12 protein-coding genes are annotated in these 16,196 nt (G+C 74.5%); all 12 read right to left on the bottom strand.

Annotated features, from left to right (window positions below):
- Positions 1 to 50 precede the first annotated feature (50 nt).
- The 12 genes from ACIP2X_RS28505 to ACIP2X_RS28560 all read right to left on the bottom strand — a co-directional run bounded on the left by ACIP2X_RS28505 (position 51) and on the right by ACIP2X_RS28560 (position 16,190).
- Entirely contained in the window at positions 51 to 935 is an 885-nt protein-coding gene (locus ACIP2X_RS28505) for a peptidoglycan-binding protein (protein ID WP_401677918.1), read from the bottom strand.
- Positions 935 to 2,464, bottom strand: coding sequence for a DUF6519 domain-containing protein (locus ACIP2X_RS28510; RefSeq protein WP_401677921.1), 1,530 nt, complete (start codon positions 2,462 to 2,464; stop codon positions 935 to 937). The genes ACIP2X_RS28505 and ACIP2X_RS28510 overlap by 1 nt, the downstream gene beginning before the upstream one ends.
- A 33-nt stretch (positions 2,465 to 2,497) precedes the next feature.
- Positions 2,498 to 4,651 (bottom strand): hypothetical protein, encoded by a 2,154-nt coding sequence (locus tag ACIP2X_RS28515; RefSeq protein WP_401677924.1) that lies wholly within the window; start codon positions 4,649 to 4,651, stop codon positions 2,498 to 2,500.
- On the bottom strand, positions 4,651 to 8,511 hold the full coding sequence (locus ACIP2X_RS28520) for a putative baseplate assembly protein (RefSeq protein ID WP_401677926.1): 3,861 nt from the start codon (positions 8,509 to 8,511) through the stop codon (positions 4,651 to 4,653). Before ACIP2X_RS28520 ends, ACIP2X_RS28515 begins: the two co-directional genes overlap by 1 nt.
- Positions 8,508 to 11,618 carry a putative baseplate assembly protein gene (locus ACIP2X_RS28525; RefSeq protein ID WP_401677929.1) on the bottom strand — a complete coding sequence of 1,037 codons (3,111 nt, stop codon included), beginning with the start codon at positions 11,616 to 11,618 and terminating at the stop codon, positions 8,508 to 8,510. The genes ACIP2X_RS28520 and ACIP2X_RS28525 overlap by 4 nt, the downstream gene beginning before the upstream one ends.
- Positions 11,615 to 11,995: a GPW/gp25 family protein gene (locus ACIP2X_RS28530; RefSeq protein ID WP_401677931.1), complete on the bottom strand. Its 381-nt coding sequence runs from the start codon at positions 11,993 to 11,995 to the stop codon at positions 11,615 to 11,617. The genes ACIP2X_RS28525 and ACIP2X_RS28530 overlap by 4 nt, the downstream gene beginning before the upstream one ends.
- A gap of 370 nt (positions 11,996 to 12,365) precedes the next feature.
- The gene (locus ACIP2X_RS28535; RefSeq protein ID WP_401677934.1) at positions 12,366 to 12,710 is read right to left on the bottom strand and encodes a hypothetical protein; all 345 of its coding nucleotides are present in this window, start codon (positions 12,708 to 12,710) and stop codon (positions 12,366 to 12,368) included.
- Positions 12,711 to 12,732: 22 nt separating this feature from the next.
- Positions 12,733 to 13,269 carry a phage baseplate assembly protein V gene (locus ACIP2X_RS28540; RefSeq protein ID WP_401677937.1) on the bottom strand — a complete coding sequence of 179 codons (537 nt, stop codon included), beginning with the start codon at positions 13,267 to 13,269 and terminating at the stop codon, positions 12,733 to 12,735.
- Between the two features lie 22 nt (positions 13,270 to 13,291).
- Positions 13,292 to 14,431 carry a hypothetical protein gene (locus tag ACIP2X_RS28545; protein WP_401677939.1) on the bottom strand — a complete coding sequence of 380 codons (1,140 nt, stop codon included), beginning with the start codon at positions 14,429 to 14,431 and terminating at the stop codon, positions 13,292 to 13,294.
- Entirely contained in the window at positions 14,424 to 14,792 is a 369-nt protein-coding gene (locus ACIP2X_RS28550; RefSeq protein ID WP_401677942.1) for a hypothetical protein, read from the bottom strand. Before ACIP2X_RS28550 ends, ACIP2X_RS28545 begins: the two co-directional genes overlap by 8 nt.
- A 7-nt stretch (positions 14,793 to 14,799) precedes the next feature.
- A complete protein-coding gene (locus ACIP2X_RS28555; RefSeq protein ID WP_401677945.1) occupies positions 14,800 to 15,486 on the bottom strand; it encodes a hypothetical protein in 687 nt (228 codons plus the stop codon).
- The gene (locus ACIP2X_RS28560) at positions 15,483 to 16,190 is read right to left on the bottom strand and encodes a hypothetical protein (RefSeq protein WP_401677948.1); all 708 of its coding nucleotides are present in this window, start codon (positions 16,188 to 16,190) and stop codon (positions 15,483 to 15,485) included. The genes ACIP2X_RS28555 and ACIP2X_RS28560 overlap by 4 nt, the downstream gene beginning before the upstream one ends.
- Positions 16,191 to 16,196 lie beyond the last annotated feature (6 nt).

Consider the following 16,196-nt stretch of genomic DNA (forward strand, 5'->3'; position numbering starts at 1 on the left):
GGCCGGCGGGCGTGCGGCTCCGCGCCCGGGAGCGCGGAGCCGGGGCCCGCTCAGGTGTTCGGCACCTTCAGCCTGTCCCAGCTGGACTTGCCCGGGATGCCGTCCGCGTCCTTGCCCTTGAAGCCCAGCTTCTGCTGCCAGGCCTGGTAGGAACGGCGGTCGGCCTCCGTCCATTCGGGGCTCGGCCCCTCCTGGTAGCGGTCGCAGCCCTCGGCGACCAGCCGGCGGCCCATCGCGGTGATGACCGGGGACTTCTGGCCGACGTGGAAGAAGCCGCTGCCGGGGAAGGGTTCGTACCTGGGCTTCGGCTGGGGCCGCGGCCCGGGGTCCGGCGGCTGGGGACGGCCGCCGAGCCGGTCGGCGATCCGTTCGCGCATGCCGTCCATCGTGAATCCGCGCGGGTCCACCTTGCCGGGCTGCCACTCCTTGTGGCCGATGACCGAGCGTTCCGACCAGCCGTGGTGGCGGCAGATCGCTGCCGACACCTTCTCGATGGCCTCCTTCTGCGCTTGTGGCCACGGGTCCTTGCCGTTGCCGAGGTTGACGCACTCGAAGCCGTAGAAGTGCCGGTTGCCGTCGGTGTCGGCCTCGTTGTCGGCCGGCAGCCTCGACTCGTCGATCACCGCGCGCAGGACGTCGCCGTCGCCGAGGCCCGCGTGGTTGGCGCGGCCGTTGCCGACGAGGTGGACATGGCCCTGCTTGTCGATGACGCCGTGGCAGAGCGGGCCGGGAAGGCCGGAGTAGCCGTCGTAGCAGATGTCGACGGAGGCGGCCGTCCCGGAGGTGACGGTGTGGTGGATCATCACGCCGTTGACCGGACCCCAGGGTCCCTTGCTGTTGCGGTTGTGGTTGCGCCAGTTGCGTACCTCATGGACCGTCAGGCCCTCGGCGCGGAGAATCTCCACCATCTTGGACGCGCTCAGTGGCTTGGCCATCAGTTGTCTCCTTCCGCGGCTGCGTCCGCCTCCGCTGTGGTCTGCGACCGGCTCTCGGCCGCCTGCTCCTCATGGCGGGCCCGCTCCTCGGCCGCGAGTGCCGCCTCGTCGGCGGCGGGCATGTCGGCGGCCAGCGGCCCGAAGGCGAGCCGCAGGTCGACGGCGCCGTGCTCGCCCTTGACCAGGGCCAGGGGCGCGAAGTGGCGGGCGATGCCGGCGGGCGCCTCGAGCAGCGGGCGGCGGGCCGGGTCGGTGGGCCACTCGACGCCGCCGGTGGCGGTGCGGGCGGGGACGATCCAGTGGTCGCCGGTGCGGTAGGTGCCGCCCGCGGCGAAGTAGACCTCCACGCCGTCCTCCAGGGGCAGCCATTCCCCCTCGACGACGGGCACGCCGCCCCCGCGCAGGTCGGTGGTGCGGCCCTTGCGCCGCGGGCCCGTCCGATGGTCCCAGCGGCGCAGGAACGGGTTCAGGTGCGGGAGCCGGCCGACGCCCGGCGCGGGTTCGGCAAAGAGGCGGACGCGGCGGCCGGGCAGGTCCAGTTCCTCCACCCGCAGCAGGGGCGAGGCCTCCAGGCGGGAGGCCTGGGCGGTGTCGACCAGCTCCACGTGGTCGCCGACGTCGAGGTCCAGCTTCTCGTCGTGTCCGAGGGTGGCCAACCGCACCCAGGTGCCGTCCAGTTCGTCGACCGGGAAGACCACCGAGCCGTTCTCGCGGGACCACTTGAAGGTGGCGTCCGGCGCCTCGCCGCCGGTGTGCACCTCGATACGGTAGAGCTGGTTCTCCGTCCCCCGGTACCGGGCGTCGGGCCGGACCAGGCAGGGGTCCTCGTCGGCGTGGTCGGGCCGCTCGGCGCGGGCGGCGAGCCGGGCCGAGGGCGCGGACTCACGCCGCGCCCAGCGGGCGAACGCGGCTTGGACGGCCTCCTTGGACGGATCGGGCTCCTCGATCTCCAGCGCGGCCAGCGACAGCGGCAGCACCTGCCAGACCACCTTGAGGCGGGCCGCGGTGTCGGGCATGGCCGCGCCCAGCGCGACCTCGCGCAGCGCCGGGTCCTCGGCGGCGGTGACCGAGCGCTCCCAGACGTGCAGGTAGACCACGAACGGCGACTGCGCGGGCGAGGGCAGGCGGTCGCCGGGCCTCTCCGGGTCGCGGTGTCCGTCGGGCTGGTCCCAGTACGTCCAGTGGCCGGGCGGCTCCGGGGCCTCCCGGTCGTGCTCGTCCGGGACCGGGACGCCGGGCGCCGGGCGGTCGGCCTCGCACAGGATGCCGTCGACGTAGTAGCGGCCGCCGTGGATGTGCAGGGTGTCCAGGTCGTGCCGGCCGCCGACGTACTCGACACGGAAGCCGGCTGCGTCGCGCGGGCCGCCGTGCGGGCCGATCAGGTCGGCGGCGAGGGTGCGCGCGCGGTGGAGCTGGATCGCCGTCTGCTCGTTGGTGTCGGCGTCGAGCTGCACCCGGCCCTGCTGGGCGAGGACCGCGGAGTAGCGCCGTTCCGGTCGGAACGTGTGGCGGGAGAGGTCAGCGTGCATGAAGGGGGTCCCCCTGGTTCAGGTTGGTGCGGTTCACGTCACGAAGATGAGCCCGGCGTCCGTGCCCGCCGGGGTGTACTCGGCGAGGCGGGCGCGCAGGCCGTCCTCGCGCTGCGGCCGGTAGAGGTCGTGGAAGGCGCCCGGCTCCGCGCCGTCGTCCGCGCCGCGCCGGATCTCCTCGGCGCAGGCGTCGGCGAGCAGCGCGTACCAGGGCGTCCCGTAGCGCTGGGAGACGAACAGCGGCCGTGCCCCGCCGGGCGAGTCGGGCAGGCAGCGGTACCTGCGGGGGGTGCGCGACCCGGCCGGGACGTACGAGTGGCGCAGGCAGCCGACGCCGCGTCGGGCCACGTGCAGTCGCCCCGTGAAGAGCGAGTTCTCGGCGACGCGGACGGCGTGGGTGTGGATCTCGCCGATGACGGTGGTGCGGTGCAGATGGAGCACCGCGTGGGCGTGGCGGCAGTCCGGGGCGGACAGGGCCTCGCGGTCGTCGGCGGTGGCGTCCAGGACGCTGTCGCGCAGATGGATGTCGAGGGGCTCCTCTCCGGCCTCGTCGCCGATGACCTCGATGGTGCCGAGGACGCTGTGCTCGACCTGGAGGCAGGCCGTCGTGCGCTCCAGGACGATGCTGGGCTCCTCGGGCGAGTGCGGATCGCACTCGGGTTCCAGCGACCATCCGGGGACGAGGGTGGAGTGCCGCAGGACGACGGCGCCGACGGGGCCGGTGACGTGGATGCCACGGCCGGCGACGAGCAGGCCGTCGAGCACGACGCGGGGGCGCTCGTGCGGGGCGCAGTCGTCGGACACGGCGCGGATGTTGAGGGCGTCGGGGCGGTTGCTGTACCAGTCGAGCAGGCGCACGACCGGGCGGGTGCCCTCGGCGGCGCGCAGTTCGAGGCGGTCGCCGGGGTCGAGGTCGAGGTCGAGCTGTTCCTGGTAGGCGCCGCTGTGCGTGATCTCGATGATGCCCTCGGGGCCGGTGCGGTCCGCCCGCCGGTCGTCCCGCCAGGCCCGGTAGGCGTCCATGATCCGCCGGTGGGGCTGTCCGGGCCCGACCCGGTAGAACGTCGCGTCGGGACGCGGGCCCCGGTCGTCCCGGGCGTACTCGCCGCCGCCCATGTCCGCGCCGGCGGCGTGGTGGTAGTCCACCCAGACGCCCTGGCGCGGAGCGGTGCGGGAGCCGAAGGCGATACGGCCCAGCTCCGGGTCGACCGCCACCTGGCCGCGCCGGGGGCGGTAACGCCAGTCGGACAGGTCGGCGACGACGACGTCGGACGGCGGCACGGGCCGGTCCTCGCCGTCGCGCCGGATGACGAAGCTCTTGCCGGGGCCGTAGTGGTCCAGCAGCCGGTCGTGGAGCTGACGGCGCCGGATGAACGCCGGGACGTTGTCGGCGGTGGCGATGTGGGTGGGCGACGGCTCCGGGAACGGCTTGGTGACCAGCGGGGTGTCGTTGCCGAGGATCGAGAAGGTGTAGAGGTTGCGGGCGCGGTCGACGCAGTACGCCGGGGACGACGTCAGCGAGTGCGCCTTCAGCCGCCAGACGAACAGCGCCACGCCGGCCGGGGTCAGCCCGCCCTGGCGCCGGCCGGAGTTCGCCCGGCGGACGTCGGCGGTGCGGGCCGTGCCGTCGAACGGGCCACCCGCCAGGTCCAGGGCCGCGCCGTCGCGCAGGTCGGCGAGGCGGCCGCGGCCGGCGCGGTGGGTGCCGGTGTCCCCGTACAGCTTCACGGGCTGTGTGTGGGCCACCAGCCGGGACAGTTCCACCGCGCGCGCCGGCCACCCGGCGACCCGCCCGGAGACCTCCTCCAGCAGGTGCAGGGTGCCCTTGCGGCGGCGGCCCGCGACCGTCGCGGCCACGTCGGCCCGCGGCGCGATGGCCTCGGCGAGCGCGGCGCGTCCGCCGTCGTGCAGGCCGGTGGTGAGGACGCGTTCGTAGCCGGGCAGGGTGCGGTAGCCGACCAGGTCGCCCAGATAGGGCAGCGCCCAGGGCGCCGCCGTCTCCACGAACAGGTCCTCGTAGCCCTGTGCCACGGAGTCGCGGACGCGGTCGAGTTGCTCGGTGACGACGGCGAGCAGCGCGCGCAGCGGCTCGCCCTCCTCGGCGTCGCGCAGCCGGTGCCGGCGGGGCAGCAGCGCGGCGAGCGCGTCCGGATCGCGGGAGCTGTCGAACGGGACGTCCCGGGACATCACTTGACCTCCGTCAGAATCAGGGTGTCGGCGGCGCGCGGCGACAGCAGGGCGAGCTGGGCCGGGCGGATGCCGCGGAAGACGTACACCGAACGGCCCTTGGGCAGGCGCCGGGTGTCGGTGATGTCGGGGTTGAGACGCAGCAGTTCGGCGAGCGGCACGCCGTGGCGGGCGCAGATCGAGGTGAGGGTCTCGCCCTCGTCGGCGCGGACGGTGTGGAGCTTCTCGTCGTACCTGGCCGGGTGCGCCCGTACCCGCGGCTCGGGCGTGCCGGGGCGGGCGGCCAGTTGCTCGGGGGTGGCCGAGGCGGACAGGCCGGTGAAGACGTCGACGTCCACGAAGTCGACGCCGGGCACGCCGTGGGCGGTCGCGAGCACCTCGGAGAGGCGGGCGGGCCGTCCCAGTTCCCTGCCCTCGAAGCCGAGCCGTCCCAGCAGTGCCCGGCGCAGGCGGGGCTCGACGACCTCCCAGGCGTGGTCCGGGGCGAGTCCGACCTTGGCGCCGATCAGCAGCAGGACCGGTTCGCGGACGTCCACACGGACGGGGAGATGCGGGTCGCCGTACTCGGTCAGGGCGGCGCGCAGGGCGCGCAGCGTGTCGGAGTCGTCGGCGATCGGCACGTCGTCCGTGCCGGCGACCGTGACGTGCAGCACGCGCCGCCTGCCGTCGAAGAGTTCGACGGCCGCCGCCCGGCCGATGCCGGCGCGGGAGCGGGCGAAGTCCTCGTAGTCGCCGGCCGAGACCAGCCGGTCCAGGGCGGAGACGGCGAGCGGGACGGTACGGCGGGTCAGGCCCGGCCCGTCGGCGTCCGAACCGCCCGTCGCGGGCAGCGGGTTGGTGACCGCGGAGACGCCGAGGGGACGCGTGAGCGCCTGGGTGACACGCCCGGCGGGCAGGTTGGCGGCCCTGCCGGTGCCGAAGCGGTAGCGGACGCGGACGTTCTCGTGGCCGGTGGGCAGCCGGGCGCCGCTCGCGCCGTCGCCGAAGGTCACCGTGGTGCGGCCGTCGGCGGTGCTGCCGGTGATGTGGACGCGCTCGCGCGGGCCGCGCCCGGCGAGGCTGTCGACCTGGTGCCAGAGCACGCCGTCCACCCGGACCTCCAGGACGGGCCTGGCACCCAGCGGGCTGGTGTCGGCGAGCCAGGTGAGCGGGGACTGCCAGAGCGCGAACGTCTGGTTCACCCGGTCGGAGTCGCCGCTGCCGATGGCCTCCTCGCGGCTCTCGCCGTGGGTGGCCTCCACGACGTTGCCGAGGATCCGGACGGTGTCGCGCCGGTAGCGGTGGGCGAGCCGGGCGGTCAGGGTGAGCCGGGTGTGCACGTGGTCGCCGGGGAGCCGGGGGTCGACGGCCGGTTCCGCGGTCGCGATCACGGCCACCTCGGTGGCGGGGACGCCGGGCACGTCGGAGCGCTCGCCGGTGACCATCAGGGTGCGGCCGGGACGCAGTCCGTCGTGCAGCCCGGCCAGTTCGATCTCGTCGCCGTGCACGTCCTCGCCGAGCGGTTCGTCGGCCAGGAGCAGCGGCTCGCCCGCCGCGTGCACGGTGGTGTCGCGGATGTGCGAGAGCAGCACGTCGAACTCGTCCAGCCACGGGTCGGCCAGGGTGAGTTCGGTGCCGCGGCCGGTGATGCCGTAGTTGGTGTACGCCGCCGTGCGCGCGGCCACGACCTGCGTGGTGACGAAGGCGAGCGCGGCGTCGCCGGGCACGCCGTCCGGGGCGCCCTTGGCGGGGCGCCGGATCGCCACCCAGCTGCCGGGCGTGATGCCGGTGTGCACGGTGTCGAGCTGGAGCACCTTGCGGTTGAGGGGCTCGGGCTTGCCCGCGACGACCACCTCGATGCCGGGCTCGGTGCTGCCCACGGTGTAGCGGACGCCGATCTCGTACTCGCCGTGCGTGAACTGCTCCGCCGTGCCCGGGCGCAGGGCGATCTGCTCGGAGGTGCCGTTGTTCACGCCGACGTGGACCAGGCCGTCCGCGTCCGGCCGGGACACGAACAGCGTGCGCTCGGGCAGGCCGGAGTGCAGCCGGACGGTGACGCCGGGGTCCTGGGAGTCGGTGGGGCGCCGGTTGAGCCAGCTGAGGTCGCGGTCCTGGCCGCTGCGGGTGGACAGCTCGACCTGGCCGGGGCCCAGCGGGAAGGTGAGCGGCTGGGACACCGGGAGGTTCTCGGCGCGCTGGTCCGAGCCGGGGCCCTCGACGTACTGGAACTCCGCCCGGACCGGCACCCTGCCCGCCGGGTCGTGGACGACGCGGACGGTGACCAGCACGGCCCCGGTCAGCGGCCAGTCGGCGGTGCGGATGACCCGGCCGCGGTCGTCCTGGACGGGCTTGAGCGGGGCGGTGGCGCCGAAGGGGGCCGCGGTGACGCGCAGGGCGAGCAGTTCGCGCAGGAGTTGCGGGGCGCCGGGTGCGGCGGCCGTGCGCCAGGCCGGGTAGAGGGCTCCGAGGCGAGGGTCGAGGACGGTCAGCAGGCGGGCCGGGTCGGTGGCGGGGCGCGGGACGCGGGCCGTGGTCCGCCCGGGCGCGGGGCGCAGGGCGGGGAGTACGGAGGCCAGCGTCTGCAGGGCGGTGCGCCGGGGGTCGGGCGCCGCGGAGGGGGACTCGGGGTGGTCCTCGGCGCGGCGGGGGCCGGTTTCCGTCGCCCGGGGCCCGGCGTGGCGGGAGGCGGGCGGCGTCGGGGCCTCGGTGGGGCCGGTCGACCGCGCCGGGGCCAGTTCCCGGGCCCGCTCGGCGAGTTCCGCGAGCACCGCCTCCAACTGCTCGCACCACGCGGCCACGTCCTCGTACGGCGTCGCCAGCACCTGGGCCTCGCCCAGCCGTTCGACCGGCTCGGCCAGGCGTGCCGCGAGCCGTTCGGGGGTGCTCACGGTGTCCAGGTCGGCCCGCAGCGGGGCGAGGACCTGGTCCTCGACGTCCTCGATCAGCCTGCTGACCGGGCGCGGGTTGGGCACCTCGGGGGTCGGCGGCTCGTCCCCGCGCTCGCCCGGGGCGGCCGGCACGGCGGTCCAGCGGCGCACCTCGTCGACGAGTTCCCGCAGCGTCGGCGGGGCCGACCGGGGCAGGGAGATCGCGGTGACGTCGTCCTCGCGGTCGACTCGGGCCCTGGCCACCGGCAGCAGCTTCCGCTCCCCGCCCGCCCGTTCACCGAAGACGAACAGCAACTGGTCGCCGGCCCGCAGCGAGTGGGCGGTGCCCTGGACGAACAGCTCCGAGCGGCGTTCCAGGTCCGCGGGGGTGACGAGGGTGGGGCGCCGACGGCGCACCTGGAGCTCGTTCCAGTCCCAGCGGGCCGTCAGGTCGCGCCCGGTCTCGAACGTCAGCGACTCCTCGGTGGCCGAGGCCGGCACGCTGTGGCTGCGGGCGCCGCGCGGGACGAGGACGGGCACCGTCTCGGCACGCGGGTCGCGTTCGAGGGTGTACGCCAGATGCGTGGAGGCGGCGACACCGGGGCGCGGCCGGTGACCGACCAGGCGGCCCAGCAGCACGAGGGAGCGGTGCTCGTTCGCGGTGCGGACGTAGGCCTCGTCGGCGATCCGCTCGGAGTGGAAGGTGAGCAGGTCGCCGAGGACCGCGGCGGCGTCGAGCAGACCGATCGCCGGGTCGTCCGGGGTGCGTACCGTCAGGCCGCGCAGCGCCGGGTACGCGGGGGAGGCGAGGCGGTCGCGCAGCGCGGCGAGGAAGGAGCCGTACTCGCCGACGCGGTGGTCGAGCGCGGTGCGGCCCGGCGGGTTGTGCGGCGCGGCCGGCGCGAGACGTTCGTCGTGGCCGCCGCGGGCGCGGCCGCAGGAGCAGTGGTCGTCACCGGTCGCGGGGACCGGGGTCCCCGCGGCCGTCGGGTTCTCGTGGCCCGCGTACGTCATCGGTCGCCTCCCAGGGAGATCGCCAGGCGGCCGTTCTCCGGCCGGTCGGGGTCGTTGTCGCAGGTGGCGATCTCCAGCCGGCCGAGCCGCAGCACGCCGTCCTCCCTCTCTCCCCGGTCCTGCTCGAACAGCCGCCGCAGCCGCGTCACGTGCGCGCTCTCGACGCCGGGGACGGCCGCGGCGACGGCGACCAGCCGGCTCAGCCGGACCGGTCCGCCGAAGGTCAGGGCGTCCGGGTGGAAGAAGCCGCCGCGGCCGGCGCCGAGCACGCGGTACAGCTCGGCGAGGATCTGCCCGTGCTGGTGGCCGGGCGCGGCGCACACGGTCAGGGCGATGTCGAGCGGCACCCGGCGCGCGGGTCCGACGACGAGGTCGTGGCCGATGCGCCGGTACGGCTCCAGGTCCTGCTCCACGGTCCTCAGCAGTCGCTGCGACGGGGCGGCGTCGCCGTACGCGTCGATCGCGAGGTGCGCCTCCTGGACGCTGCCGGTCCAGCGCAGCTCGGCGGCGGCGCGCTGCACGCCGGGCAGGGCGCAGGCGAGTGCGGCGTAGTCGTCGGCGGTGACCGCGCGCAGCCGGGTGCGGCGCAGGTCGAGCGGGGCCAGCTGGCGCACCTGCTCGACGGGTTCGGGTGCGGTGCCGCCGGTGGCGGGCAGCGGGTTGCGGACCGCGGCGGCGGGCGGGGCCTCGCAGTCGTCGGTGACGACCAGGTGGTTGATGGCCTCCGCGCCGACGTTGCCCTCCGTGCCCCCGCCGAGGCGGTAGTGGACGTGCAGGCGGGCGCCGGGGGTGGGGCGGGCGCCGTGCCGGCCGTCCCCGAAGCGCAGGGCCAGGCGGCCGTCGTCCTCCAGCTCGCCCACGAAGTGGCGCTCGCGCGGGCCGGAGGCGAGCAGGTCGCGCCGGGGCCGCCAGTCGCCCTCGGGGCCTTCGAGGCGTACGGCGGGCAGGGCGCGGCGCGGGTCCTGGGCGAGGGACGCGGCGGCCGGTCCCCGCAGCACGGGCTCGTCGGGGTGCAGGCCCTCGGCGTACGCCGGGCCCCAGCTGTGCGCGATCTCCCAGGCGACGGGACCGCCGAGGACGGTGCCCGCGTGGGCGCGGGCGGCGAGGACCTCGACGCGCCGGAGCTTGGCGTCGAGCAACTGGTCGCTGCGGTGCAGCAGTTCCCGCAGGGCGCGGACCGGGTGCAGGCGGAGTTCGAGGCGCTCCAGCACCTTGAGGCCGTAGAGGACGGCCAGTTCGGAGATCTCCCGGTCGCCGAGTCCGTCACGGTCGCGGGCGCTGCGCCACAGCTCCACGAGCCGCTGCCGGACCCGTCCCGGGATCGCCGCGATCCGCTCCGCCTGCCCGGCGGCCACGGTCGCGGGCTCGGGGAACGGCACGGTCTGGGCGACGGGCGCGTGCCCGAGGACCGGCCGGAAGCGGGGCCGGATGCCGGGGTACGCGGTCTGCGCGAGCAGGGTCCGCAGCGCCGCGGCCTGGGCGTACGCCGTCCCGGGCACGACCCTCTCGTGCCGCTGGCCGGCGCTTTCCAGCCCGAGGCCGGCGCGGGTGGTGGCGGCGAGTCCGACGACGTCGAACAGTGCGCGTACGTCTTCGGCGCCGAGGGCGTCGCCCGCCTCCGTGCGGTCCGTCAGGGCCTCGATGAGCCGTGCGGGCGCGTTGCCCTCGGAGCGGTCGGCGCAGCCGCAGGCCAGCGAAGAGCAAGGCCCGGGAGGGTCGCAGGGGGCGGTGACGGCCGGCTCGGGCGGCACGGTGACCGTCTCCGGGGCGGGCAGGGTGCGGCCGTGGTCGACGAGGACGACGTTGCCGCGGGCGAGGGTGACGTCCTCGACCGGCAGGCAGTCCCGGCCGGCGCGGACGGTGAGGCGGAACGGGCGGCGCAGGGCGTCCTCGACGGCCCAGGTGACCTCCAGGACCGGCTGGTCCTCGATGCGGTCGACGGCCGGGGTGACGGAGGTCAGGCGGACCGCCTGGCGGTGGCCCGGGTCGGCGTCGCCGGGGGTGCCGGTGCGCGCGCCCCGCACCTCCTCCAGCAGGAGCAGATCGCCCGGCCGCAGGTCGAGCCGGCGGTCCCGGCAGGTCTCCGGGTCGGTCCAGGCGTCGCGCAGGGTCGCCGAGGTGGCGCCCTCGGGCAGGGCGCAGACCTCGCCGCCCCACGTCCACAGCCGGATCGCGTTGTGCGCGACCCTCAGCTGGAGCGGGTCGGCGCCGACGACGGGCTCGAACACCTCGACGGAGCCTCGCTCGTCGAGGTCGGCCAGGTCCCCTTCCTCAATGACGGTGCCCGGCTCGGGGCGGTCGTGCGGGTCGAGGGTGCGGACGTCGACGGAGGCGAAACGGAACGTGCCGGGGGCGAGCGTGCGGTCACCGGTGGTCTCGACGGTGACGTACGCCCGGGCGGTGCAGCCGTCGTGCATGGCGTAGTCGATGAGGCGGACGTGGCGCCGTACGGAGACCCGGCGGCGGGCGGTGTCCAGGTACGCCTCGGTGGCGACCGCGTCCTGCTGGTGGCTGATCTGGTCGCCGGTGTGGGCGAGCAGTTCGACCAGGGTCGTGCCGAGGTCGGCGGGGCTGCGTTCACGCCAGTCGGGCGTGGTGAGCGCGAGCCGGTCGAGCAGGAGCTTGCGGATGGTGTCGTAGTCGCGGGCGGTGTAGTCGACGACCGGCGCCTCGGGGAAGTCCGGCCGCTCGTCGTGCCCGTCGGCGCAGTCGAACGGGGTCGGGCCGTCGGGCCGGAACACGAACGTCGCGCCGTGGTAGCGCTGGTCGAAACCGCGGAAGGGTTCCGTGCCGGGGCGGCCGTAGGGGTCGGTCTCGACCAGGGACAGGCGGTAGCGGGAGGTGTCGCCGGTGCGGTCGAGGGTGACGTGGAGCCGGTCGTCGAGCTCCGGGTCGTCCTCGCGTTCGACGGCGACGTCGAGCGCGGTGATGCCGGTGACGCGGCGGCCGCCGTCGATACGGACGTTCTCGGGTGTCAGGCCGTGCGGGGCCTTGCCGAGGAAGGTGACGGTGAGCAGCAGCCCGTCGTCGTCGGCCTCCACGGCGTCGATGCCGTTGAGCTGCGCGGCGCGCACCTTGGCCCGGCGGGGTGAGGTCGTCCCGGTCATGCGGTGGCCCTCCCCTCGAACACGTCCTCGCGCCGGGCGCCGGTGGCGCGCACGACGTAGGCGAGGTGGACGCGGACCACGTGGTCCTCGCTGATCACGTCGAGGGCCTCGACGTCGATGAGGTCACCGAGCCAGCGCTGGAGGGAGGCGTGCACGGAGAGTTCCAGGGTGTGGATCAGCTCGGGGCTGTTGGGGGCGAAGACCAGGTCGAGCAGGCCGCAGCCGAAGTCGGGGCGCATGACGCGTTCGCCGGGGCTGGTGAAGAGGAGTTGCTCGATCAGGTCGTGGACGTGCTCGGCCGGGGTGGCGTGGGCGGTGCGGCCGCGGCGGTCGGGGCGGAAGGGGAAGGCGATGTCGGTGCGGGGGCGGACGCTCATCGGGCGGCTCGTCAGGGATCGGGGGGCGGGCGGGGGGCTCTGCGGCCGCACGGGGCCGGACGTCGAACCGACGTGACGGGTCATCGGACGCCTCCCCTGGGCCGGGTCGGGGTGGGGGCCGGGCGACGGCTCGGGATGAGGGTCGGCCGACGGCTCGGGGTGCCTGCCGACGGCCGGATCGAGGCATCGACTGCCGGGCGGATCGGGGCGTCGCCTGTGGGGACGCTCCTCGGGGCGGCCGGGTGGCGGCTCGGAGCGTCGGCCGTGGCGACGTTCGTCGCGAGGACCGGGCGGCGGCTCGGGGCGCCCGGTGCCGGGCGGATCGGGGCGGCTGCCGGCGCGGCTGCCGGGAGGTGGGATGGGGTGGGGCTCATCGGAGCGTGACCTTTCGCTGCACGGCCTGGACGACGGGTGGTCCCTGGGGGACGAACGCCGCCGTGAAGCACTCGGCCGTGGAGGTGTCGAGCAGTACCGGCGTGCCGTCGACGGTGACGCCGGTGTCGGAGCCGGTCCAGCGGACCGCGACACAGGGCATGGGCACCTGGTCGACGGTGTGCGGGCAGCCGGTGACGACGTAGCTGTGCGCGGCGGTCGCCGCCGGCACCCCGTCGATGAACACGGTTGTCCCGGATGTGGTCGCGGCGGTGGCTCGGCCGCCGTGCGGACAGCTGATCACGGCGGCCGCGCCGAGCAGCCCCCCGGATGTCCCGGTCACTTCGCATCTCCCCCGTCTTCTGCTAACGCTTCGAGAGCACGGTCAACTGGCCCTCGTTGATGGTCACTTCACGTCCCCGCAGCACCACCTGCGCACCCGCGCCGGTCGCGATGACCACGGCCTCCTCGGTGATGCGGATGTACGCGCCGCCCTTGGCCTGCAGGAGGATCCCCTCCTCGGCACCGGGCGTGTCACTCATGACGAGCTTGTGCGCCAGCGGCGTCTGGACGACGACCGGCTTGTTCGGCACGTCGGCCCGCAGCTCGCGGCGGGCGTCGGGCGGCAGTTCCTCGGCCGCGCCCCACCAGCACCCGGTCCACACCGGGAAGCTCGGGTCCCCCTGCTCGAACTCCACCCACACACCCGTGCCGGGCGGCGGTACGACGAACTGCCCCGACTCGGGCCCGGTGAACGGCAGGCAGGGCAGCGCCCACGTCGACGGCTCGTCGCCGAGGACGTCCGGGACCTCGACGGTGATGCGGCCGATGCGCAGCGGGTCGTTGTTGTCCACGACCCGGCCGCGGTACTTGCCGAGGTAGCGATTGCTGGGTGCCGCCATGCTGAGGTGCTCCTGAGGGGTGTTAGGGCCTGACGTGGTCGCTGCGCGCTTCGAGGCCCTCGCGGGAGAGCGTGAAGTTCTGCTGGAAGGAGCCCGGCCGCAGGTTGTGCGTCACGGACTTGACGAAGTAGTCGCCGTCGTACGCCCGCCCCGCGCCGCGTACGCCGACGAGCTGACGGGGCTGGAGGATGTAGCCGTGCCGGTTGACGTCGAGCGAGCCGGAGCCGGAGACGACGTCGGCCGAGATCGCGGCCCGCGCGAGCAACTCCGCCTCGGCCTGCCCGCGTTGCTGCTTGGCGGTGCCGGCCAGGGTCCGCCGCTTCAGGGCCGGCGTGGGCCGCCTGCCCAGGGGCGGGCGGAGCGGGCTGATCGGCGGCTGCGGGAGCAGGGTGGACAGCCGGGTCCCCGGGTCCTGCCAGCGGGCCTGGGGCTCCTCGCGGGCCGTGCCGTCGTAGGCGAACGTCAGCTGGTCGACGGTGGAGTCGGCGTCCAGGTTCACGCTGAGGGCGTGCTGGCGGATGCCGAGGCGCACCTCGGGTCCCCAGCGTGCCGAGGAGCGGCCGGGGGTGGGGCCGGGTTCGAGGTAGAAGGTGTACCCGTTGGCGCGGGCCAGCTCGGTGACGTACTGCAGGTCGGTGCCGGTCTGGTAGTGCACCCGCAGGTCCTGGTGCGGGGGCTGGGCCACCTTCTCCGTGTAGACGTCGGGCCGGATGCCGTAGTCGGAGTACCGGCGCAGGATGGCCAGCACCCGCTCGGAGGGCGGCAGGTTGGGGTACCGGGCGGTGCGCTCCTCCAGGTCCATCAGAAGCGTGAGGTCCTCGCCGGTGACGGTGAGGGTGGAGTGGCCGGGCTGGTTGCTGGCGCCGACCTCCTGCCGTACGACCAGTCCGTCGAAGAGGACCTCGGTGGTGCCCCTGACGGTGACGGTGACGACCAGCCGGGTCTTGGGGTCGAAGAAGCCCTCGGGGAGCAGACGCCGGCTGATGACGCCGTTCTTGGTCATGTCGAAGGCCAGCTGGAAGCCGCTGCGCTCCCCCGCCGTCGCGGTGATCTGCGCGGACAGCAGGGCCTGGGTGACCTCGGCCGGGACGGGCCGGACGAGTTGCGGCCCCATCTGGAGCGTGACGTGGACGGGGCCCTGCCCCACGGGCAGGTCAAACACGTCGCTCCCCCCGCGGGGTCCCGTCGTCGAGCGGGATGTCGACGACCCGGCCGGCCTCGGCGGTCAGCTCCCTCGGGTCGAGCACGGGATTGGCGTCGGCGATCTGCCACCACTGGCCGGGGTCGCCGAAGTAGCGCTGCGCGAGCAGGTCGGGGCGGTCGCCGGCGGCGACGGTGTGCTCCCGGGTCGGCCGGTCGCCGTCCAGCGGGGGCAGCAACCGCCGCTTGGTGTAGCGCACTTCCGTGCCGTCGGGCCCCCGGTGGACCCCGATCTCCGCGTCGTGGTAGCGGCTGGTCCGGGGGTAGGGGTGGGCGCCCGGTATGGAGTCGAAGGCGTTCTCGTAGGGCTCGATGCCGGTCATGGTGGGTTCAGCTCCTTCCGCTCAGTACGCCGGTGCCGCTGAGGCCGAGGGCGCCGGGGCCGCCGCTGCGGGCGGCGGCGGCCAGCCGCTCCTTCTGCGCGAGGTGCGCCATGTACAGGTCCGCGCCGCGGTGCCCGGCGGGCAGGTCGCTGACGGTGAGGATCTTCATGCCGACGGCGAGCGAGGCCCGGATGGGGTTGAGGTTCACGTCGAAGGCGGACTCGTTGATGGACAGCTCCGTCAGGCGCACGGGCATGACCCGCTTGCTGCCCCAGGTGAACAGGGTCAGCGGCATCTCGATCGGGCTGATCTCGATGGTGCCCTGCTCCGCCAGCCGGCTCGCCGCGCGCAGTTGCCCGGTGGTCGGCTGCACGAGCATCTCCAGCGCCGCCAGCTGCGGATGGATGCCGTCGGGCGCGGCGATCTCCAACTGGTCGGTGGCGTCGATCTCGGCGGTGAACTTCCAGGTCTCCTGGGCGGGGCCCTTCAGCCGGAGCGCCTCGTTCCGGTCCCCGTTCCCGGTCCCCCCGCCCCCGGCGTCCCCACCGTCCCCGGCGGACTGCGGAGCGACGCTCCGCTCCAGGGTGTCCGGATTGAACTGCAGCACGATGACGCGCTGGGGCGCACCGGTGTCGGGGTTCACCACCACCAGGCCCGAGCGGATGGGTTTGGGGATGTCTGCGTAGCGGGTCACCGGCGGGCCTCCAGACGGTCACGCAGGTCGCTGTAATCGTGTTCCGGAAAGAGCTCGGGAAAGATCTCCAGCATCCGCTCCAGATACCGGACGGTGTTCCGGAAACCACTGCCGCCCAAGGAGATGTCGGTGAAGAGGTACTGCCATCCGTAGGTGCCCTTCGTGAGCAACAGGGCATCGAGGTACTGGCAGTAGGTGACGTCCATCTTCAGAAGACCCGGCGGATACGGATCGACGCCGATGTCGGCGATGTCCTGGTACCAGATCTCCAGCGGGGTGGTCCGCGGCTGCATCCGGATGTAGGACATCATTCCCGCCCCGGAACGGGGTGTGCGGTCGAAGCTGCGCAGTTCCGACAGGAAGCCCCGCTGGAAGTCGGTGGCGTCCGGCAGCGGCGACGGCCCTTCGGGCTGCTCGAACACATCATAGAAATGCAGGATGCGGAATTCACCGTAGAGCTCCGGAAGACCGTCCGTCGTCTCCCACTGCGCACCGAGATCGGTGAAGCGCAACGCGCAGGTCATGAGGTCGTCGTCGAGCCGGACCTCGTCCCAGTCCTCGTTGTGCTCGTACAGCGGAAGCAATTCCTCGACGGGCTCCGCGAGCTGAGCGAGGTCGCCGCACCGGGCGTTCAGTCGTGGGCTGTCACGGATCGCCGTGAGCGATGCGGCGTGCCGCTCTTCGTCGGCGGTCAGATGCGTCATGGACGT

Origin of the sequence: Streptomyces sp. NPDC089424, assembly GCF_044749345.1 — a bacterium.
In the GTDB taxonomy this organism is placed as follows: Bacteria; Actinomycetota; Actinomycetes; order Streptomycetales; family Streptomycetaceae; genus Streptomyces.

What these genes read in the sequence shown, in the direction of transcription:
- ACIP2X_RS28505 (WP_401677918.1), bottom strand. Translation starts at nt 935, where the DNA reads ATGGCCAAGCCACTGAGCGCGTCCAAGATGGTGGAGATTCTCCGCGCC.
- ACIP2X_RS28510 (WP_401677921.1), bottom strand. Translation starts at nt 2,464, where the DNA reads ATGCACGCTGACCTCTCCCGCCACACGTTCCGACCGGAACGGCGCTAC.
- ACIP2X_RS28515 (WP_401677924.1), bottom strand. Translation starts at nt 4,651, where the DNA reads ATGTCCCGGGACGTCCCGTTCGACAGCTCCCGCGATCCGGACGCGCTC.
- ACIP2X_RS28520 (WP_401677926.1), bottom strand. Translation starts at nt 8,511, where the DNA reads ATGACGTACGCGGGCCACGAGAACCCGACGGCCGCGGGGACCCCGGTC.
- ACIP2X_RS28525 (WP_401677929.1), bottom strand. Translation starts at nt 11,618, where the DNA reads ATGACCGGGACGACCTCACCCCGCCGGGCCAAGGTGCGCGCCGCGCAG.
- ACIP2X_RS28530 (WP_401677931.1), bottom strand. Translation starts at nt 11,995, where the DNA reads ATGAGCGTCCGCCCCCGCACCGACATCGCCTTCCCCTTCCGCCCCGAC.
- ACIP2X_RS28540 (WP_401677937.1), bottom strand. Translation starts at nt 13,269, where the DNA reads ATGGCGGCACCCAGCAATCGCTACCTCGGCAAGTACCGCGGCCGGGTC.
- ACIP2X_RS28550 (WP_401677942.1), bottom strand. Translation starts at nt 14,792, where the DNA reads ATGACCGGCATCGAGCCCTACGAGAACGCCTTCGACTCCATACCGGGC.
- ACIP2X_RS28560 (WP_401677948.1), bottom strand. Translation starts at nt 16,190, where the DNA reads ATGACGCATCTGACCGCCGACGAAGAGCGGCACGCCGCATCGCTCACG.